The sequence below is a fragment of the Streptomyces sp. NPDC020958 genome (genome assembly GCF_055562175.1).
Genome location: NZ_JBVHFU010000009.1, coordinates 130,047 through 149,707 on the forward strand (window position 1 = coordinate 130,047; position 19,661 = coordinate 149,707).

Annotated in this window: 15 protein-coding genes and 2 tRNA genes; 13 read left to right on the forward strand and 4 right to left on the reverse strand. The window is 71.5% G+C overall.

Features of this window, described 5'->3' with window-relative positions:
• Positions 1-16 precede the first annotated feature (16 nt).
• From ACZ3KP_RS25170 to ACZ3KP_RS25185, 4 genes are all read left to right on the forward strand, one after another.
• Complete coding sequence (locus ACZ3KP_RS25170; protein ID WP_467501824.1) at positions 17-1,726, forward strand: LytR C-terminal domain-containing protein; 1,710 nt, start codon at positions 17-19, stop codon at positions 1,724-1,726.
• 104 nt (positions 1,727-1,830) lie between these two features.
• Positions 1,831-2,274, forward strand: coding sequence for a ribosome silencing factor (gene rsfS / locus ACZ3KP_RS25175; RefSeq protein WP_467501825.1), 444 nt, complete (start codon positions 1,831-1,833; stop codon positions 2,272-2,274).
• Complete coding sequence (locus tag ACZ3KP_RS25180; protein WP_358972867.1) at positions 2,274-2,942, forward strand: histidine phosphatase family protein; 669 nt, start codon at positions 2,274-2,276, stop codon at positions 2,940-2,942. Before rsfS ends, ACZ3KP_RS25180 begins: the two co-directional genes overlap by 1 nt.
• Positions 2,943-3,076: 134 nt before the next feature.
• Positions 3,077-3,149 (forward strand) — tRNA-Ala (locus tag ACZ3KP_RS25185).
• 28 nt (positions 3,150-3,177) lie between these two features.
• Here ACZ3KP_RS25185 and ACZ3KP_RS25190 read toward each other — a convergent pair.
• Entirely contained in the window at positions 3,178-4,119 is a 942-nt protein-coding gene (locus tag ACZ3KP_RS25190) for a helix-turn-helix transcriptional regulator (RefSeq protein WP_467501826.1), read from the reverse strand.
• A gap of 94 nt (positions 4,120-4,213) precedes the next feature.
• Here ACZ3KP_RS25190 and ACZ3KP_RS25195 point away from each other — a divergent pair, with 94 nt between their 5' ends.
• The 3 genes from ACZ3KP_RS25195 (at position 4,214) to ACZ3KP_RS25205 (ending at position 6,162) form a co-directional block, all read left to right on the forward strand.
• Positions 4,214-5,683, forward strand: a complete 1,470-nt coding sequence (locus tag ACZ3KP_RS25195; RefSeq protein ID WP_467501827.1) for an MFS transporter — start codon at positions 4,214-4,216, stop codon at positions 5,681-5,683.
• Positions 5,684-5,751: 68 nt separating this feature from the next.
• A complete protein-coding gene (locus ACZ3KP_RS25200) occupies positions 5,752-5,925 on the forward strand; it encodes a hypothetical protein (protein WP_107408581.1) in 174 nt (57 codons plus the stop codon).
• A gap of 3 nt (positions 5,926-5,928) precedes the next feature.
• Complete coding sequence (locus ACZ3KP_RS25205; protein WP_006136074.1) at positions 5,929-6,162, forward strand: hypothetical protein; 234 nt, start codon at positions 5,929-5,931, stop codon at positions 6,160-6,162.
• Here ACZ3KP_RS25205 and ACZ3KP_RS25210 read toward each other — a convergent pair.
• Positions 6,152-7,351, reverse strand: a complete 1,200-nt coding sequence (locus tag ACZ3KP_RS25210; protein ID WP_467501828.1) for a glycosyltransferase 87 family protein — start codon at positions 7,349-7,351, stop codon at positions 6,152-6,154. The two genes, ACZ3KP_RS25205 and ACZ3KP_RS25210, sit on opposite strands and share 11 nt — an antisense overlap.
• Before the next feature lie 113 nt (positions 7,352-7,464).
• Between ACZ3KP_RS25210 and ACZ3KP_RS25215 the strand changes: the two genes are divergently transcribed.
• Positions 7,465-7,537: transfer RNA gene (locus tag ACZ3KP_RS25215), tRNA-Ala, on the forward strand.
• Positions 7,538-7,680: 143 nt separating this feature from the next.
• Here ACZ3KP_RS25215 and ACZ3KP_RS25220 read toward each other — a convergent pair.
• Together ACZ3KP_RS25220 and ACZ3KP_RS25225 are read right to left on the reverse strand one after the other, a co-directional pair.
• On the reverse strand, positions 7,681-9,294 hold the full coding sequence (locus ACZ3KP_RS25220) for an NADH-ubiquinone oxidoreductase-F iron-sulfur binding region domain-containing protein (protein ID WP_132886795.1): 1,614 nt from the start codon (positions 9,292-9,294) through the stop codon (positions 7,681-7,683).
• Complete coding sequence (locus ACZ3KP_RS25225; protein ID WP_467501829.1) at positions 9,291-10,604, reverse strand: cytochrome b/b6 domain-containing protein; 1,314 nt, start codon at positions 10,602-10,604, stop codon at positions 9,291-9,293. The genes ACZ3KP_RS25220 and ACZ3KP_RS25225 overlap by 4 nt, the downstream gene beginning before the upstream one ends.
• A 427-nt stretch (positions 10,605-11,031) precedes the next feature.
• On the opposite strand from ACZ3KP_RS25225, the gene leuS reads away from it, so the two are divergent.
• The 5 genes from leuS to ACZ3KP_RS25250 all read left to right on the forward strand — a co-directional run bounded on the left by leuS (position 11,032) and on the right by ACZ3KP_RS25250 (position 19,659).
• Positions 11,032-13,911 (forward strand): leucine--tRNA ligase, encoded by a 2,880-nt coding sequence (gene leuS / locus ACZ3KP_RS25230; protein WP_467501830.1) that lies wholly within the window; start codon positions 11,032-11,034, stop codon positions 13,909-13,911.
• A 151-nt stretch (positions 13,912-14,062) separates the two neighbouring features.
• Positions 14,063-14,791, forward strand: coding sequence for a hypothetical protein (locus ACZ3KP_RS25235; RefSeq protein ID WP_467501831.1), 729 nt, complete (start codon positions 14,063-14,065; stop codon positions 14,789-14,791).
• A 72-nt stretch (positions 14,792-14,863) separates the two neighbouring features.
• A complete protein-coding gene (locus ACZ3KP_RS25240) occupies positions 14,864-15,709 on the forward strand; it encodes a DegV family protein (protein WP_358972881.1) in 846 nt (281 codons plus the stop codon).
• A 129-nt stretch (positions 15,710-15,838) separates the two neighbouring features.
• A complete protein-coding gene (locus ACZ3KP_RS25245; RefSeq protein WP_467501832.1) occupies positions 15,839-17,020 on the forward strand; it encodes a ComEA family DNA-binding protein in 1,182 nt (393 codons plus the stop codon).
• Positions 17,017-19,659 carry a ComEC/Rec2 family competence protein gene (locus ACZ3KP_RS25250; RefSeq protein ID WP_467501833.1) on the forward strand — a complete coding sequence of 881 codons (2,643 nt, stop codon included), beginning with the start codon at positions 17,017-17,019 and terminating at the stop codon, positions 19,657-19,659. Before ACZ3KP_RS25245 ends, ACZ3KP_RS25250 begins: the two co-directional genes overlap by 4 nt.
• The last annotated feature ends 2 nt before the right edge of the window (positions 19,660-19,661 follow it).

The window sequence follows — 19,661 nt, forward strand, 5'->3', positions numbered from 1 at the left end:
GCCGAGAGGGGCACCGGTGAACGACCGATACGACGCGGGCTACGGAAGCGACCAGTACGAACTCGTCGGCTACGACGAGTACGGGCAGCCGGTGTACCGCCCGATCCCGGCGCAACACCAGCAACAGCAGACCTACGACCCGTACGCCGGGCAGGGCTACGGCTACGACCCGTACCCCGACGCCGGCCGGCACCCCGCCTCCCCGTACGGCACCGGGCAGCAGACGCCGACGTACGACACCGGGCAGCAGGCTCCCGTCCACGACACCGCGCAGCAGCCGCCGTCGCCCGGGTACGACCCGTACGACGCCGCCGGCCCGACCGGCCACCACCTCTACGGGCAGACGGCCACCGGCGGCCGGCAGCCGCGCGTCGCCGAGCAGACCGCGCACATCCCGCAGCAGGCCGGACCGGCCGAGGAACCCGCCGAGCCCCGGCAGGGCGAGCGGGACTACCGCACCGAGCAGTTCGCGTTCGTCGAAGAGCCCGACGGCGACTCCGAGGACGTCATCGACTGGCTGAACTTCACGGAGAACCGCACCGAGCGCCGCGAGGAGGCCAAGCGGCGCGCCCGCAGCCGGACGATCGCCCTGGTCGTCGTCCTCGCCCTGGTCGCCGTCGGCGGCGTCGGCTACCTCTGGTACGCCGGAAAACTCCCCGGCCTGTCCTCCTCCGCCGCCAAGGGCGGTACGACGACCTCCGCGGCCGCACAGAAACGCGACGTGGTCGTCGTCCACCTGCACAACACCGGTGGCGGCGGCACCTCGACCGCGCTGCTCGTCGACAACACCACCACCAAACAGGGCAGCACCGTCCTGCTGCCCAACTCCCTCGCGCTGACCGCCGACGACGGCACCACCACGACCCTCGCCAAGTCCGTCGACGACGACGGCTCCTCCGGCACCCGTGACCAGCTCGACACCGTCCTCGGCACGAACATCGAGGGCACCTGGCGCCTGGACACGCCCTACCTGCAGAACCTCGTCGAACTCGTCGGCAACATCGACATCGACACCGACACCGACGTCCCCGACCCGGACGCCAAGAAGAAGGGCGAGGAACCCCTCGTCAAAAAGGGCAAAGACCAGACCCTCGGCGGCAAGGCCGCCGTCGCCTACGCCACCTACCGCGGCTCCGGCGAGGCCCAGAACGCCCAGCTGGAACGGTTCGGGCAGGTCATGCAGGGCGTCCTGCGCAAGCTGTCCTCCGACCCGGCGGCCGCCACGGTCACCGTGCAGACCCTGGCGCAGATCCTGGACCCCTCGCTGACCGACAAGGACCTCGGCACCTTCCTCGCCAAGCTCGCCGACCTCGCCAAGGGCGGCGACTACAAGACCGCCCTGCTCCCCGTCCGCAACGACGGCACCCTCAGTGCCCAGACCAGCTCCAGCGTCGTCAAGGACATCCTCGGCGGCACCGCCAAGAGCCCCAGCGCGGGCTCGGCCGTCCGCGTCTCCGTCCAGAACGCCACCGGCGTCAAGGACAACACCGAGAAGGCCCGTGTGGTCCTCGTCAACGGCGGCTACACCTTCCTGGAAGGCGGTACGGCCTCCGGCACCCGTGCGACCTCCCAGGTGCTGTACTCCGGCGCCGCCGACAAGGAGAACGCCACCGAGGTCGCCAAGACCCTCGGCCTCGACGCGAAGGACGTGGCCAAGGGCGCCGTCGGCGCGGGCGCCGACGTCTCGGTCGTCCTCGGCCAGGACTACAAACCGTCCTCCTCCTGAGGCAGCCGGCCACCGCACCCCACGTGACACGGTAATCACGTGGGGTGCGCCCGGCGGTCCGTGAGACCCTTGTGGTCAAACGACCGCCGACGGAAAGCCACGCAGTGACCGCCACCGACCGTTCCCTCGAGCTCATCACCACCGCCGCCCAGGCGGCCGCCGACAAGCTCGCCCACGACGTCATCGCCTACGACGTCAGCGACGTCCTGTCGATCACGGACGCCTTCCTGCTGGCCTCCGCACCCAACGACCGCCAGGTCAAGTCGATCGTCGACGAGATCGAGGAGCGCCTCCAGAAGGAACTCGGCGCCAAGCCGGTGCGCCGCGAGGGCGACCGTGAGTCCCGCTGGATCCTGCTCGACTACGTCGACATCGTCGTCCACGTCCAGCACAGTGAGGAGCGCGTCTTCTACGCCCTGGAGCGGCTGTGGAAGGACTGCCCCGAGATCGAGCTGCCCGCCGACGCCAAGGCGACCCGCGGCAAGGCCGCCGAGCACGCCAGGCTGCAGGCCGCCGACGACGCCGGCGAGTCGGCCGGGGAGTGGTGATGAGCGCCACCGGCGAGGTCACCGACCGCAAGGGCCGTGGCCGCCGCATCATCCTGTGGCGGCACGGCCAGACCGCCTGGAACGTCGAGCGCCGCTTCCAGGGCTCCACCGACGTCGAGCTCACCGAGACCGGCATCGGCCAGGCCCGGCGCGCGGCCCGCCTGCTCGCCTCCCTGGGCCCCGACGCGATCGTCTCCTCCGACCTGAAACGGGCCTATGAGACGGCCGCCCAGCTCGCCGACCTCACCGGCCTCGACGTGGTCCGCGACGAGGCGCTGCGCGAGACCTACGCGGGCGTGTGGCAGGGCCTCACCCACGAGGAGATCATCGCCCGCCACGGTGACGAGTACGCCGCGTGGAAACGCGGCGAGCCGGTCCGCCGCGGCGGCGGCGAACTGGAGACCGAGGTCGCCGACCGGGCCGCCCCCGTCGTACTCAGGCACGCCGAGAAGCTGCCCGAGGACGGCACGCTCGTGGTCGTCAGCCACGGTGGCACCATCCGCACCACCATCGGGCGTCTCCTCGGCCTGGACGCCCCGCACTGGGAGAGCCTCGGCGGCCTCACCAACTGCTGCTGGTCCGTGCTGGGCGAAGGCGCCCGCGGCTGGCGGCTGCTGGAGCACAACGCGGGCACCCTTCCCGAGCCCGTCCTCGGCGACGACGACTGACCGCCCAGGGGCCGCCGGCCGAGGATCCTCCGGTCGCCCGGCCCGTCCCGGAGCCCGGATTTCACTTTCCGGCAGGTCGCAGGCTAAAGTTCTTCTTGTTCGCCCCGCCAAGCGGAAAGACGGGAAGAACGCAAGGGGCTATAGCTCAGTTGGTAGAGCGCCTGCATGGCATGCAGGAGGTCAGGAGTTCAATTCTCCTTAGCTCCACAGATCGGTGATGAGAATCCCGTCCTCTTCAGAGGGCGGGATTCTCTTTGTTCCGCTTCCCTATGATCTCGGCGGCCGCCTCGTCCGTCACCGCAAACAGCCGCTGCCTGCGTTCCCGCAACAACGCGACCCTCTCCCGCGTCTGTTCGTCCTCGGGCGTGTAGACCACGATCCGGGACTCCGGCATCCCGTCGATCGACAGCGACTGCGACGTCATCCGCACCTCACCCACCGCCTCATGACGGAACGTCTTCACCCGCGGTCCCGGCCGGGCCACCACCCCGCTCGCCCACATCCGGGCGAAGTCCGCACTGGCCCGGGACAGCGCCCGTATGAAGTCCTCCCAGGCGGGCTCGCCCACATGTCTGCCGTAGCTGGATCGCAGCGTCGCCACCATCCTCGGCAGTTCACGCTCCCGGTGCACCACCGGGCAGGCGTCCTCCGGCACCGTGAACAACGTCCACAACACGTTCGGCACACCGATCCGCACCGTCTGCGGTACCAGGAACATATCCCGGTACGCCGCGTTCGTGGCCAGCACGTCGTAGCGCGAGGTGTACACCACCGCCATCAGCGGATCCAGAGCATCGATGATGCCCTGCACCTCCGCGCCGACCGACCGGGACAGCCCCTCCGGCGCCGGAGCGTAGGCCACCTCCGCCAGGCGGTACAGATGCTCCCGCTCCGGCGCGTCCAGCCGCAGTGTGCGCGCCACCGCGTCCAGCACCTGCGGCGAGGCGTTGATCGGCCGCCCCTGCTCCAGCCACGTGTACCAGGTCACCCCCACTCCGGAGAGCTGTGCGACCTCCTCCCGGCGCAGTCCCGGAGTGCGCCGCCGCAGCCCCGGCGGCATACCGACGTCCGCCGGTGTCACCCGCGCCCGCCTGGTGCGCAGGAACGCGGCCAGCTCCGGCCTGCGCCGGTGTCCTGCCGTCCCCATCGTCACGTCCCCCGTCGTCATGCCCTCCATCGTGGGCGCGGTCCCCGTCCCGTGCCAGGTGCTGCCAGTACCAGCATCGGCGGGCTCTCGGCACCCGTACCGGCCGCCCGCCACGCTCGAACGCATGACGACGACATCCCGGACGGGGCCAGGCCCCGCACCCGCTTCGACCCCTGAGAAAAGTGAATCACCCGGCACCGACAACCGGCCCCGGCTGCTCCTCCCGGTCGTCCTCACGGCCCAGTTCATGGCCGTGCTGGACGTCTTCATCGTGAACGTCGCGGCCCCCACCATGGGTTTCGAACTCCACGCCTCAGGCTCCGACTTGCAACTGGTCGTGGCGGGCTACGCCATCACCTACGCGGTGCTGCTGATCACCGGAGCCCGGCTCGGCGACCGGCTCGGCCACGGCCGGGTCCACCTCGTCGGCCTCGCCCTGTTCACGGCGGCGTCGCTGGCCTGCGGCCTGGCCCAGGGCGCCGTCGAACTGATCGTGTTCCGGCTGGTGCAGGGCGCCGGTTCGGCGGTCATGATCCCGCAGGTCCTCAGCATCATCCAGCGCGCCTGCACCGGCGAGGCCCGCGTCCGGGCGCTCGGCGCCTACTCGGCGGTCCTCGCGGTCGGCGCCGCCGCCGGCCAGATCGTCGGCGGTGTCCTGGTGGGGGCCGATCTGTTCGGCGCGGGCTGGCGGCCGGTGTTCCTCGTCAACGTGCCCGTCGGCGCCGTACTCCTCGTTGTCGGCAGGCGTGTGCTGCCGTCCGGTGCCGGATCGACGGCGCGGCCGACCCGCGGCCTCGACCTGCCCGGCCTGGTCCTGCTCGGGTCGGCCGTCTCGCTGCTGACCGTACCGTTGGTGCTCGGACAGGAGGAGGACTGGCCGCTGTGGTCCTGGCTGTCCCTCGCCGCCGCAGTCCTCCTGTTCACGCTGTTCTGCGGCTACGAGTCGAGACTGGCCCGGCGTGGCGGCGCCCCGCTGATAGCACCCCGGGTGCTGCGCCACCCCGGCATGCGTCTTGCCGTACTGCGCATCCTCGCCGTGATGGCCGTCAACGCGGGATTCCTGTTCACGCTCACCCTGCATGTCCAGAACGGCCTCGGCTACAGCGCGCAGCGCGCCGGTCTCACCTTCACGCCGACCGCCGTCGTCTTCGGCGCGGTCGCCCTCACCTGGCGCAGGTGGCCCGCCGCCTGGCAGCGGGCGCTGACCCCGGCGGGGTTCGCGCTCACCGCACTGGGCACGGCCGGCGTCGGAATGGCTTTCCGCGGGGGCGGCGACGGGGGCGCATGGCTCTTTCTGGCGTACGCCGGAGTGGGAGCGGGGCTCGCGCTCGCCTTCAGCCCCACCCTCACGGGTGCGCTCGCCACCGTGCGCCCCGAGGACGCGGCGGACGCCAGCGGCCTTCTGGCGACCGTCACCCAGCTCGGTCAGCTCATCGGGGTCGCCGCGTTCGGCACACTGTTCTTGAACCGGCTTGAGTCACTCGGGGTCCCGCGGGCGTATACCTCTGCGGAGGCGTTGTCAGCCTGCGCATGGACGCTCGCCGCGACGGCGGTCGCGGGCGCCGTGTCCGGACTGGTACTGAGGCGTCGCTGACCGTATTGGTCCGGCCGTGGCAGAATCAAACGGCCGGAAGGGGACGCGGCCCGACGGGAGGAGTAGCGATGCCTGCGAGCATCCTTGAGGAGGGCGGCCACCTCCTCGGTGCGGCGTTGATACGGGACACGATCACCCGGCTGCTCTGCCCTTCCTGCGGTTCCGCCCATGTGGCCCAAGTACTTGGCGACAACGGCGGGATCTCCTACGTGTGCACGGCCTGCGGCCACAGCTGGAGCTGATCGATGGGTGCACACAGGCGGAAGTGCGACTGGTGCGGGAGCGGGACCCCGATCGTCCGCGACATGGAGCCGATCAACCCCGACTACCAGTACTGGTGCGAGGAATGCGCGCGGGCGCTGATCATAAAAGGCGACCCGATCGAGACCTACCGTGAGCTGGAGGGCGAGCCGATCTACGGCCGTCTCCTCGAGGAGCACTGCACGCTCAAGAGGTTCTACTCCTTCGTCACGGCCTGAGCCGGGCCCGGCCGCGGCAACGTTGCCACGCGAGGGCGAGGAACAGCGCGCCGATGACCGGATAGAGCGCCGACAGTGCCAAGTCGACGGCGTCCTGGTGCAGTTCGGGCCGCCCGTGACCGTGCGGCACCCACCACAGTGCGTACGAGCAGAAGACCAGCGTCGACCCCGCGGCCACCGCCCGGTGCCCGCGCGTCCACAACAGCAACACCACGGGCACGCACCACACCCAGTGGTGCGACCACGACACGGGACTGATCATCAGCGCGGTCACCGCGCACACGGCCACCGCCCAGGCCCGCCCGCCCCGCAATTCCGCCCCGACCGCCACCGCCAGCCCCAGAACGGCCGTGACAGCCGCCGCGGCCGCCCAGAGGGCTCCCGGCTCGGCGCTGTGCAGCAAGCGCGCCAGAACGCCGCGCAGAGCCTGATTCGCGGTCTCCTCGGCCCGCCCCACCCGCCCCGTCCGGAAAACCATCCCGGTCCAGAACCGCCACGAGTCGTACGGCAGGACGGCCGCCGCCATCAGGGTCGCCCCCGCGAAGGCGCCGGCCGCCCCCCGCGCGGGCCGCAGCCACGGCCCCCCGTCCCGGCCTCCGCAACGCGCCACCAGCCCCGTGGCGAGCAGGAACACCGCGAACAGGGCCGGTGTCAGCTTGACCGCGGCAGCGAGCCCGACACCCACCCCCGCCCAGCGGTCCGGCCGTTCGGCGGGACGGCGTGACAGATCCCACAGGACCAGCACCGCCAGCAGCAGGTTGATCTGCCCGTAGCGCACGGTCGTCCACACCGGTTCGCACCACACCGCGCCCGCCGCGACCCAAAGGACGCACTCCACGCGCGCGTGCCCGACGAGCCGCAGCGACAGCCCGACGAAGGCCAGCAGGAGGACGAGATTCCCGGCCGTCGCCAGCGCGCGCACGCTCGGCACGTCCAGCAGCGTCAGCGGGGTGAACAGCAACGCCGCGAACGGCGGATAGGTGGAGGGGAGATGAGCCGCCGTCGCACGCAGCGCGTAGAGATCGCCGCCCGCGCGGACGGTCGCTCCCTCCGCCCGGTAGACCATCAGGTCGATCATCGAGACGTGCGCGGCCCGCTGCGCCGCCCAGAACACCGTGAACGACAACAGGCACGCCGCCAGCGGCGCCGACACCCGGCGCCGGGCCTCGGAGAACGCGATCACGGTCACGAAGCATGACACTAGCGCCCGTATCCGTACAGAACGGAAACGATTTGGTGATGCACCCCCTCGACCGTGTAATGTTGGCGTCGCCGCCAGGGAAACCGGGCGGACCAAAACAAGGGGCTATAGCTCAGTTGGTAGAGCGCCTGCATGGCATGCAGGAGGTCAGGAGTTCAATTCTCCTTAGCTCCACAGAAATCGAAGGCGGACCATCCGGACGGATGGTCCGCCTTCGGCGTTGTCTGGGTTCTCGGGAAACCCGCCCCGGCAAAGGAGGAGGGGCCCACCCGTCCCGGGTGGGCCCCTCCTCACTGCACGCGCCGATGAGTCCGCGGTCAGCGCCCCAGCGCGCGGCGGCCGCGGCCCTGCGACAGGACCGGCAGGTTCTTCGCCGGCGCCTGGGAGCGCGTGTCCTCCTCGAGGCGCAGGGCGAGCGCCGGGCAGCGGCGCACCGCACGGATCGCCTTGGCCTCCGCGAACCGCGGCACCTTCGCCTGGGCGACCGTCGGGAAACCGTCCGCGCCGAGTTCGAAGACCTCCGGGAGGATGTCCGCGCACAGGCCGTGGCCCCGGCACAGCGTCCAGTCGACGTAGATCTTCTGACGGCTGCCGCCACCGTTGTCGTCGGGCTCTCCGCCGCCGGGGATGCCGGTGGGCATCTTGCCGTCCTCGAAGAGCGGCAGAACGCCCTCAACGGGCCGCCCGCAGCCGTTGCCGAGGACATGCGCGGCCAGGTCGTCGGTGAACGCCTTGATCGTCGACTCGAGGAACATCGCGGAACCGTCCGGGTGCGAGCAGGCTCCGCGCCGCTTCACGTTCTTCGCGACCTGCTTCAGTGCCTCCAGGGCGGCCGGTCCGCCGCCGTTGAGGATGTCCTCCATGCCCCGCGCGGCCGCCGGCAGACCCAGGTAGCAGGGACCGCACTGGCCCGCGCTCTCCTCCGCCAGCCACTGGGCGACCCGCAGCGACTCGCCCAGCGGGCACGTCTCCTGTGTGATCGGCAAAATCGCGCCGGCGCCCAGCGCGCCCCCCACCGCGTCGAGCGAGTTACGGGAGACGATCGCCTCGTTGACCGTGGCCGCGTCGATCCACTTGCCGTGGTAACCCCCGGTGAGCACACCCTGCGGCACCGGTGGGGCACCGGCCAGCTGCAGCACGTAGCGCAGCGGCACACCCGTGGGCACCTCGATCACCATGGGACGGGCGACAGCACCGGAAACCGTCAGCATGACGGTGCCCGGCTCGTCGTACAGGCCGGTGTTGCCGTACCGCTCCGGGCCGATACGGGCGGCGATCGCCAGCTGCGCGAACGTCTCCGCGTTCGACAGCAGCGTCGGCGCGCCGCCGACGCCGTTCTGCGAGGCGCTGGTCTTGCGGCCGGGAGGGATCGCCGGGCCGCCGTCGATGGAGCGGATCAGTGACGCCGCCGCGCCGGTGACCATGCGGACCGGATTGCGCTGGACGAACGCCTTCAGAGCCGAACGGCGGCCGTTGCTCAGGCCGCGTTCGGCGAGTGCCTGCTCCATGGAGCGCTGGGTGGACTCCCGGGTGACGCCGATGACGAGCGTGCGTGCCCCCAGGGCCTCGGCACACAGCAGCGCGCCGTCCAGGATCAGGTGCGGAGCTCGGTTGATCAGCACCGTGTCCTTGCGGCAGGCCGGCTCGTCCTCGCTGCCGTTGACGACGACGACCGGCCGCACACCGCGCTTGATCGCCGCTTCGGCGACCGAGCGCAGTTTCTTGTGGAAAGGGAAGCCCGCGCCGCCGCGGCCCTTCAGGTTGATGCGTTCGGAGAGCTGCGCGAGCTGCTCCCCGCCCAACGGCTCTAGCGGCCCGTGCACCTTGAGGTGCATGGGCAGATCGAGTCTTTCGACAAGGTCGAAACCCGACGTGAGCTGCGGAAGACCGACCACGCGGACTTCTGGGACGTCGGGCAGGGCCTCGTTCACCTATAGCCTCCGGAAGGCGTGTTCCAAGGTTCGCCCGAACCCGGTGCGTCGAAGGACGAGCCGGGTGCTGGTTCGTTGGCGGGACCGCTGTTGTATGTGTCATTCGAGTTGTACGTCCCATAGCGGGCGTTCGTCTCACCCGTGTCGTACACATCACGTCCAGCGGTTCCGCCGGTGCCTGAATTGCCATAGACCGGGATGTTGTATCCGGTGTCCTGGAGCGGGTCGTACGCCGACGGCGGCGCCTCGCCGACCGGCGGCGGGGAAGGGATCGGCCAGCTGCCCGAGGTGCTCGAGGGGCCGTCCATGCGAGGGACGGGCTGGGTGGACTGGAGGTCCAGCCGCTCCATGCGTGCGGTCTGGCCGGCCGCGAAGGGCGACTGCTGCTGCCCGGGCGCGTTCGTGGCCCGGTAGGCGGCCGCGAAGCCGGAGGCCGGCTCGGGGATGGGGGCGGCGGAGGGGAACAGCGGGTTCGACTGCGTGGACATGGTGTCGGCGCGCCCGGCCCTGGGTTCGCGCTCGCGCGTGTTCTCGTAGCCGGGCAGCCCGGACTCGCTCATCCGGGCGCGGCTCGCGTCGAGATCGTTCATGCGGGACCGGTCCGAGTCCCCGAGGAGCGTGACGAGCCGGTCGGCGAAACGGCGCTTGAACGGGCGGGGGGCGGCGCGCAGGACGAGGGCCGCCATGATTCCGGCCAGGCACAGCTCGTAGGACACCATGAAGAACGTCTTTGCCGGGCGTCCCGCGAAGAGGCCGTGGAGCAGGGCGAAGCACAGGGCCGGGTAGGCCAGCATGTGCATCGCGCGCCAGCGGGCGGCCACCACGGCGGGGGCGGCGAACTGGTTGCGCAGCGCGCCGGTGATGCCCACGAAAATCATCAGGTAGGCGGCCAGGGAGCCCATGCCGACGAGGGTGGCGCTGCCCGGGTTCGCGCCGCCGCCTCCGGTGATCAGCCAGCCGAAGGGGATCAGGGCCGCGATCCAGTCGGCGTGGTCCAGCGCGATCTTCACCCCGATGTGCACGAGGAGGAACGCGATCGAGCCCACCGCGGTGACGCGGTGGATGGCCTGGGCCACGATCCGCTGGCGGATGTTGAGGAGGATGCGGTCCTGGGCCACCAGGCCCCAGATGCACGAGCAGGTGAGGCAGACGAGCGCCAGGACGCCCGCACCGAAGTTCAGGAACTGCTGCAGCCAGTCGCCTCCCAGCAGGACGACGATGGGTATCAGCAGCAGGACGACAGCGGACGCCACCCCGTAGGCCGAGCGGCCTGGCTTGGGAAGCGAGCTGTTACTACGACGAGGGTTCATGGGGGCAACTCCGAGCAGTTCGGGAAAGCGGTCCCGGTGCCGCAGCCTAAGTGGCGCCATACCGATCAGTACGAGGTTTGAGTTATTGCGTTGTTACCGAAGAGCGATGCCGTCCGTGGGCTGTCCCTTAGTGGACGGTACGCGAAGTAATTTTTGAACCTGGTTCAACTCTCGTCCCGATGGTCGCCTTAGACGCACGTGTCAACCATTGATACGTAAGCGCGTCGCGGCTTGCTCAAGGGCTGCGGTACCCTGACGCCATGCGTGCCGTACGCCTTCTGCTTAGCGGGCCGCGCTGATCAGTCCCGACCGCCGCACGAAGCGGCTGGCCGGCATCGGCGCGGCGTCCCCTCCTGTGCGAGGGGATTTTTCGTTTCTAGAAAGTTCGCAGCCGCAGGCAGAGACGACCGATGGAGCTTTGAGGATCATGAGCGAGACGAACCCCGCTGCCACCGCCACGTCGGCGGAGGTCGCGCCGCACCGCTACACGGCCGCTCTGGCGGCCGAGATCGAGGCACGCTGGCAGGACTTCTGGGACGCCGACGGCACCTACGCGGCCCCCAACCCCAAGGGTGACCTGGCCGGCGACCCCGAGCTGGTCGCCAGGCCCAAGAAGTTCATCATGGACATGTTCCCGTATCCGTCCGGTGCGGGCCTGCACGTCGGCCACCCCCTGGGCTACATCGCCACGGACGTCTTCGCCCGCTTCCAGCGGATGAACGGCCACAACGTCCTGCACACGCTGGGCTTCGACGCCTTCGGCCTGCCCGCCGAGCAGTACGCGGTGCAGACCGGCACCCACCCGCGGGTGTCCACCGAGGCCAACATCGAGAACATGAAGGCCCAGCTGCGCCGGCTGGGCCTGGGCCACGACAAGCGCCGGTCCTTCGCCACGATCGACCCGGACTACTACAAGTGGACCCAGTGGATCTTCCTGCAGATCTTCAACTCCTGGTACGACGACGAAGCCGAAAAGGCCCGCCCGATCTCCGAACTGATCGCCCAGTTCGAGTCCGGTGAGCGTGCCGTACCGGGCCACACGCGCGCGTGGAACGAGCTGACCGCCGCCGAGCGTGGTGACGTCCTGGGCGAGTTCCGCCTGGCCTACGCCTCCGACGCACCGGTCAACTGGTGCCCCGGCCTGGGCACTGTGCTGGCCAACGAGGAGGTCACCGCCGACGGTCGCTCCGAGCGCGGCAACTTCCCCGTCTTCAAGGCCAAGCTGCGCCAGTGGAACATGCGCATCACCGCCTACGCCGACCGGCTGCTGGACGATCTGGACGAGCTGGACTGGCCCGAGGCGATCAAGCTGCAGCAGCGCAACTGGATCGGCCGCAGCGAAGGCGCCCGGGTCGACTTCCCGATCGACGGCGAGAAGATCACCGTCTTCACCACGCGCCCGGACACCCTGTTCGGCGCCACTTACATGGTGCTGGCCCCCGAGCACCCGCTGGTCGACAGGTTCACTCCGGCCGCCTGGCCCGAAGGCACCCACGAGGCGTGGACCGGCGGGTACGCCACACCGGCCGAGGCCGTCGCCGCGTACCGCGCGCAGGCCGCGTCGAAGTCCGACGTCGAGCGCCAGGCCGAGGCCAAGGACAAGACCGGCGTCTTCACCGGCGAGTACGCCACCAACCCGGTCAACGGCGAGCGGGTCCCCGTCTTCATCGCCGACTACGTCCTGATGGGCTACGGCACCGGCGCGATCATGGCGGTCCCGGCCGGCGACCAGCGCGACTTCGAGTTCGCCCGCGCCTTCGAGCTGCCGATCGTCTGCATCGTCGAACCGACCGACGGCCGTGGCACCGACACCTCGACGTGGGAGGACGCCTTCGCCTCCTACGACGCGAAGATCATCAACTCGTCGAACGACGAGATCCAGCTGGACGGTCTGCCGGTCCCCGAGGCCAAGGCCCGCATCACCGAGTGGCTGGCCCGCAAGGGCATCGGTGAAGGCACCGTCAACTTCCGGCTGCGCGACTGGCTGTTCAGCCGCCAGCGGTACTGGGGCGAGCCGTTCCCGATCGTCTACGACGAGGACGGCGTCGCCCACGCGCTGCCCGAGTCGATGCTGCCGCTGGAACTGCCGGAGGTCGAGGACTACTCGCCGCGCACCTTCGACCCCGAGGACGCCGACACCCAGCCCGAGACGCCGCTGTCACGCAACGCGGAGTGGGTCAACGTCACCCTGGACCTGGGCGACGGACCGAAGAAGTACCGCCGCGAGACCAACACCATGCCCAACTGGGCCGGTTCCTGCTGGTACGAGCTGCGCTACCTGGATCCGCACAACAGCGAGCAGCTGGTCGACCCGCAGGTCGAGCAGTACTGGATGGGGCCCCGCGAAGGCATGCCGCACGGCGGTGTCGACCTGTACGTCGGCGGTGCCGAGCACGCCGTGCTGCACCTGCTGTACGCCCGTTTCTGGTCGAAGGTCCTGTACGACCTGGGTCACGTCTCGTCGGCCGAGCCGTTCCACAAGTTGTTCAACCAGGGCATGATCCAGGCCTACGTCTACCGTGACAGCCGTGGCTTCCCGGTGCCCGCCGCCGAGGTCGAGGAACAGGACGGCGCCTACTACTACCAGGGCGAGAAGGTCAGCCGGCTGCTGGGCAAGATGGGCAAGTCCCTGAAGAACGCGGTGACCCCGGACGAGATCTGCGCCGAGTATGGCGCCGACACCCTGCGCCTGTACGAGATGGCGATGGGGCCGCTGGACGTCTCCCGGCCGTGGGACACGCGTGCGGTCGTCGGCCAGTTCCGGCTGCTGCAGCGGCTGTGGCGCAACATCGTCGACGAGGCCACCGGTGAGGTCACCGTCACCGACACCGAGCCCGACGAGGAGACGCTGCGCGCCCTGCACAAGGCGATCGACGGCGTCCGCCAGGACCTGGAAGGGCTGCGTTTCAACACCGCCATCGCCAAGATCACCGAACTGAACAACCACCTGACCAAGGCGGGCGGCGCGGTGCCGCGTACGGTCGCCGAGCCGCTGGTACTGCTGATCGCTCCCCTGGCCCCGCACATCGCCGAGGAGCTGTGGCGCAAGCTGGGCCGCACCGACTCGGTCGTGCACCAGGACTTCCCGGTCGCCGACCCGAACTACGTCGTCGACGAGACCGTGACCTGCGTCGTGCAGATCAAGGGCAAGGTCAAGGCCCGCCTGGAGGTGTCGCCGGCCATCTCCGAGGAGGAACTGGAGAAGGCGGCGCTGGCCGACGAGACGGTCGTGAAGGCGCTGGGCGGTGCCGGGATCCGCAAGGTGATCGTGCGCGCGCCGAAGCTGGTCAACATCGTCACGGGCTGACGTACCGGGCCGCCTCCGGGTGGTCCCCTACGGGCAGGTTCGGGGTCTTTCTGGAACTCCGGGCCTGCCCTTTGCGTTTAACGTTGAGGAGCGCGGCCGTCCCCGCCGGGCTCGGAGACGGTCGGGGCGATCGGGAGCGAGGAGGAGCATCGTGGAAGCAGTGATCGCAGTATTCGCCGTGCTGTTCCTGCTCTTCGTCGCCGGCGGGGCGTACATCACCTTCAAGGCGGTCGGCGCGGCCAGACGCGGTGTGGACCGCACGATCACGCAGGCCCGGCGCACAGTCGAGGACCACACACTGCGCGCCAAATCCATGGTCCAGATCGGCCCGGCGGCCGAGATCGCCCAGCTCCGGCTCACCCTGCGCACCTCGATGCGGGCCACCCAGGACGCGTTGGACGCCGGCGTCACCGAGGACGAGTCACTGAAGGAGTCCCTCGGCCTCTTCCAGCGGCTCAGCGCACACGGGCACGAACTGGACGGCGAACTCAGGCGCCTGGAGACCGAGCCGGACCGGGCCACACTCGCCACGAGGCTGCCCGAACTGCGTCGGCGTGCAAAGCGTGTCACCGAGTCCGCGGACGCGTTGCGCTGGGCGGCCCGCGACCGGGCCCGCCGGTTCGCCGACGACGATCTGGACACCCTGAGCACGCAGATCGGTGTCGAGGCGGACGCCCTGCGCCACTGGACCCGGCCCGCCTCCGGCCCCGAGACCCCGCCGTGGCCCGAGGCGGCCCAGGGGCAGCAGGACCGTCAGACCTGGCCGGAGGCCCCCCGGCCCGGCGCGGCCGAGGGGCAGGCACCGTCCGCGATCACTCCGCCAGGCCCGCCGCGGGTGTTTCCGTGGCAGAAGAAGCCCCGGCCGGAGAGCACCACTTGACGCGGCCGGTCCCGTCCCGGGCGACCGGGGGCGGGCTGCCGCACCCGGGCTACGCCAGGTAACCTCCAGCTCATGTCCCGCCATGTCGCGATCGTCACCGATTCAACGGCCTACCTGCCGCCGCGGACGATGGAGCGCCACGGCATCACCGCGGTTCCCCTGACCGTGGTCCTCGGCGACCGGGCGCTCGAAGAAGGCACCGAGATCTCGACCCGGTCCCTGGCCCAGGCGCTGCAGAAACGGCGCTCCGTCACCACGTCCCGGCCCAGCCCCGAGGTGTTCGCCGAGACCTACCGGAAGGTCGCGGAGTCCGGGGCCACCGGCATCGTCTCGCTGCACCTGTCCGCCGAACTGTCGGGCACCTTCGACGCGGCGGTCGTCGCGGCCCGCGAAGCGCCCGTCCCGGTACGGGTGGTGGACACCGGGATGGTCGCGATGGCGCTCGGTTTCTGCGCGCTCGCGGCGGCCGAGGCAGCCGAGACGGGCGGCACCGTGGACGAGGCCGTCACGGCGGCGGAGAAGCGGGCCGCGGGCACCTCCGCGTACTTCTACGTCGACACCCTCGACTATCTGCGTCGCGGCGGCCGCATCGGCGCCGCCCAGGCCCTGCTGGGCTCCGCGCTCGCCGTGAAACCCCTGCTCCAGCTGGACGGCGGCCGGATCGAACTCCTGGAGAAGGTACGGACGGCGTCCCGTGCCATCGCCCGCCTCGAGGAACTCGCGGCCGAGCGCGCCGACGGCGCAGAAGTGGACATCGCCGTCCACCATCTCGCGGCCCCCGACCGCGCCGCCGCTCTGGCCGACCGGCTGCGGGCACGGGTACCCGGGCTGGCCGACCTGCACGTGAGCGAGGTCGGAGCGGTCATCGGGGCGCACACCGGGCCCGGGCTGCTCGGGGCGGTCGTGTCCGCGCGCTGACCTGCGACGCGGGGCAGCAGCCTCGTCACGATCACTCGTCCGGGTGGCGAAGTTATCCACAACCGGCGCGCGGTCCACGGAAATCGAGCAAGATCACCGCGGATCGGCGGAAAGCCCGATCCTCGTCGCATGGCACTTCGATCACGCTCACACGAGACACACGCGACCAGCGGCCCGGGCCGGGGCCCCACCTCCGACGGCCGCACCCGGCATCGCCGGTCCCCGGTCCGGGCCGGTGCCCGCCACCGTCCGGCCCCGGCGGACGAACTGCGCCGCCGGGCGGAACTCCTCTTCGGCGAAGGAGGAGTCACCGGGCCGAAACCGGGTCAAGCACCTCCCGTGGCGGGGACGGTGGCCGGCACCGGTTCCGCCGCCGGACTGACCGCGGCGACGACCGCACTGCGCACGGCCACCACCGGGGTGCGCACAGCGGCGGCGGCGCTGTCGACGGCGGCGGCACTGATGTCGTCCGCCCGCACCCTCGCCGACGAGACCAGGACCCGGCGCCGGCCGGCTCTTCCCGGGCTGCGGACCCGGCTGGGGGTAGCCGTCCGGGAACGGGTGCCGGTGTGGCTGCAGACACGCATCGCCATGGAACGCCGGAGCGCCGTAGCCCTCGGGGTGGTGCTCGTCGTGGCCGGGGCCCTGGCGGTGCAGCACTTCTGGACCGGCCGGACGGAGTCCGTGAGCGCTCCTGAGGTGGTGCGCGCCCAGGCGCCGTACGAGAAGGACGAGCAGGCCGGGAAGGCTGGGAAGGCCGGGAGGAACAATGGGCAGAACGCCCCGGCCGCCGGTGCCGGTGCGGCCGCGGTGGCTGGTGGGACCGGTGGGACCGGGAGGACGGGCGGGGCCGGCGGTGGCGAGATCGTCGTGGACGTCACCGGGAAGGTCCGGGAGCCGGGGGTCCACACGCTGCCGGCCGGGTCCCGGGTGGCCGACGCGCTGCGGGCAGCAGGCGGGGTGCGGCCCGGTGCGGACACCGACGGGCTCAATCGTGCGCGTTTCCTCGTGGACGGTGAACAGATCGTCGTCGGGGGGCCTGCCCCACCGGCCGGTGCAGGGCAGGCGGGCCAGGCCGGGCAGGTGGCAGGAGGCGCCGTGGCAGGAGCCGGTCCGTCGGCGCCGGTCTCCCTGAACACGGCGACCGTGGAGCAGCTCGACGCCCTTCCGGGTGTCGGCCCGGTGCTGGCCCAGCACATCGTCGAGTACCGCACCCAGCACGTCGGTTTCCGCTCGGTCGACGAACTCCGTCAGGTCAAGGGCATCGGTGACCGTCGCTTCTCGGACCTGCGGGACCTGGTACGGCCATGAGCCGGACGACCGACGGCACCCCGCCGGGATCCGTGACCGGTCGCCGGGCCGCGCACGACGGCTCGGACCGGCGACCGGGGATCGCGCACCCTCGGCAGGAGGGAAGCGCCGACCTGCGGCTCGTGCCGCCCGCCCTGGCCGTATGGGCGACGGCGGCGCTGACGCTGGACGCGTCGCCGGGGTGGACGGCTGCGATCGTCGTCGGCTGCGTGGTGGCCGGGCTGACCCTGGTGTGGCGCAGCCGGGCCGGGGAGCGACCCGGGAACGCGGTGGGGAGCCCCCCAACCACCTCCTCCGTCGGCCCTCCGGCCACCCCCGCCATCACCCGCCGCGCCAACCCCGTGCCGTCGCGGCCGACTTGGCGGCGGGCCTCCGTCGGTGCCCTGCTGCTCTGCGTCGCCGGGGCGGCAGCCTCCGCGGGGCTGCACGGGGCGGACGTGCGCCGGGGGCCGGTGCCGCAACTGGCCCGCGGGTACGCGACGGTGACCGCGGAGGTGGAACTCACCGGTGACCCCTGGGTCAGCAGGCCGCGGGTGCGGGGAGATCACGCCACGTCGGCCGCCGTGCTGGTGCGCGCAGAGGTGAGGCGGGTGGAGCGGGGCGACGGGACGGCGCAGACGACGCGTTCACCGGTACTGGTGGTCGTCGATCCGGGCGTGCCGGCGCCGGGCGGTGGCGGTCGGGCGCGGTGGCTCGGGTTGCTCCCCTCCACGCGGTTGCGGATGACCGCGCGGCTGGCGGCGCCCACGGCCGGCGGGGACCGGGTGGCGGCGATGCTGCGAGTGCGGGAGCGTCCTGCCCCGGTGGTGGTGGGTGGTCCGAGTGGACCGCAGCGGCTGGCCGGACGGCTGCGGGCCGGGCTGCGGGAGGCGACCGCCGGGCTCCCCGAGGACGCGCGGGCGCTGCTGCCGGGACTGGTCGTCGGAGACACCTCCCGGATCACCCCCGAACTGGACGAGGCTTTCGAGGCGACCGATCTCGCCCACACCCTGGCCGTGTCGGGCAGCAACCTCACCATCCTGCTCGCCCTGCTCATCGGACCTCCGGGGCTGGCCCAGCAGGTCGAGCGCCGTGGGCTCGCCCCGCGACTCGGGCTGTCGCTGCGGGCGACCGCGCTGTTCGCCTCGGCGCTCACTCTCGGGTTCGTCGTCGTGTGCCGACCCGATCCCAGTGTGCTGCGGGCGGCGGCGTGCGGAGCCGTCGCCCTGCTGGCCCTGGCGACCGGCCGTCGCAGGTCCCTGATGCCGGCGCTGGCGACGGCGGTCCTGCTGTTGGTGCTGTACGACCCGTGGCTGGCCCGGAGTTACGGCTTCCTGCTGTCCGTGCTGGCCACCGGATCGCTCCTGGTGCTGGCACCGGGATGGGGCGAGGCGTTGCGGCGGCGCGGGGTGCCGGAGCGGCTGGCCGAGGGCCTGGCCGCGGCAGCCGCCGCGCAGGCGGTGTGCGGGCCGGTGGTCGCGGTGCTGTCGGCGCGGGTGAGCCTGGTGGCGGTGCCCTGCAACCTGCTGGCCGAGATCGCGGTCGCGCCGGCGACGGTGCTGGGGTTCGCGGCGCTCGCGGCCGCGCCGGTGGCGATGCCGGTGGCCAGGGTGCTGGCCTGGTGCGCGGGCTGGCCCGCCGGCTGGATCGCCGGGATCGCCCGGGCGGGGGCGGTGTTGCCGGGGGCGGGAGCGGACTGGCCGGGGAGCTGGGCGGGGGCGTTTGGGCTGGCCGGGGTCACGGTGGCCGTCGTGCTGCTGGGGCGGCGCTTGCTGCGGCACCCGTGGTGGTGCGGGGCGCTGGGGGTGCTGCTGGCCCTGCTGGTGGTCCGGCCGGCGCCGTTGGCGCGAGTGGTCACGGGCTGGCCGCCGCCCGGCTGGCGGCTGGCGATGTGCGACGTGGGACAGGGCGACGCGACCGTGCTCGCGGCCGGCGCGGGCACCGGGGTGGTCGTCGACGCCGGGCCCGATCCGAAACTGGTCGACCACTGTCTGCGGGAACTGGGCATCACCCGGGTGCCGCTGGTCGTCCTCACCCACTTCCACGCCGATCACGTGGCGGGGCTGCCGGGGGTGCTGCGGGGGCGTGCGGTCGCGCAGATCGAGACGACCGGGTTCGCGGAGCCCGCCGACCAGGTGGAGTTCGTCGTCCGGGAGGCGGCCGCGCATCATGTTCCCATCACGCGGGCGGTCGCGGGGGAGCGGCGCAGGACGGGGCCGTTGGACTGGCAGGTGCTGTGGCCGCCCCCGAATCCGGCACCGGAACCGGAAGGCCCGAACGACGCCAGTGTCGCCCTGCTGGTCCGCTCGGCCGGGCTGCGGATGCTGCTGCTCGGTGATCTCGAACCGGCGGCCCAGCAGGAACTGCTGAGATCGCCGTCGGCCGACGAACTGGGCCGGGTGGATGTGCTGAAGGTGGCCCACCACGGGTCGGCGTACCAGGATCCGCAGTTGATGCGCCTGGTGGCGCCGAGGGTCGCGCTCATCTCCTGCGGGGTGGACAACCCGTACGGGCACCCGGCACCGGGCACGGTGGCGGAGCTGGAGCACCTGGGGGCGGTGGTGCTGCGGACCGACCGGGACGGGGCGCTCGCGGTGACCGGGGGCGGCGGTGGTGGTGGTGGAGGGCAGGCGGGCGAGCTGAGAGTGGCGCGAGACTGAGG

Bases quoted from the DNA above. Each gene is read 5' to 3' on its own strand.
- ACZ3KP_RS25180 (WP_358972867.1), top strand. From the start codon at position 2,274: ATGAGCGCCACCGGCGAGGTCACCGACCGCAAGGGCCGTGGCCGCCGC.
- ACZ3KP_RS25190 (WP_467501826.1), bottom strand. From the start codon at position 4,119: ATGGAGGGCATGACGACGGGGGACGTGACGATGGGGACGGCAGGACAC.
- ACZ3KP_RS25195 (WP_467501827.1), top strand. From the start codon at position 4,214: ATGACGACGACATCCCGGACGGGGCCAGGCCCCGCACCCGCTTCGACC.
- ACZ3KP_RS25200 (WP_107408581.1), top strand. From the start codon at position 5,752: ATGCCTGCGAGCATCCTTGAGGAGGGCGGCCACCTCCTCGGTGCGGCG.
- ACZ3KP_RS25205 (WP_006136074.1), top strand. From the start codon at position 5,929: ATGGGTGCACACAGGCGGAAGTGCGACTGGTGCGGGAGCGGGACCCCG.
- ACZ3KP_RS25225 (WP_467501829.1), bottom strand. From the start codon at position 10,604: ATGAACCCTCGTCGTAGTAACAGCTCGCTTCCCAAGCCAGGCCGCTCG.
- leuS (WP_467501830.1), top strand. From the start codon at position 11,032: ATGAGCGAGACGAACCCCGCTGCCACCGCCACGTCGGCGGAGGTCGCG.
- ACZ3KP_RS25240 (WP_358972881.1), top strand. From the start codon at position 14,864: ATGTCCCGCCATGTCGCGATCGTCACCGATTCAACGGCCTACCTGCCG.
- ACZ3KP_RS25245 (WP_467501832.1), top strand. From the start codon at position 15,839: ATGGCACTTCGATCACGCTCACACGAGACACACGCGACCAGCGGCCCG.
- ACZ3KP_RS25250 (WP_467501833.1), top strand. From the start codon at position 17,017: ATGAGCCGGACGACCGACGGCACCCCGCCGGGATCCGTGACCGGTCGC.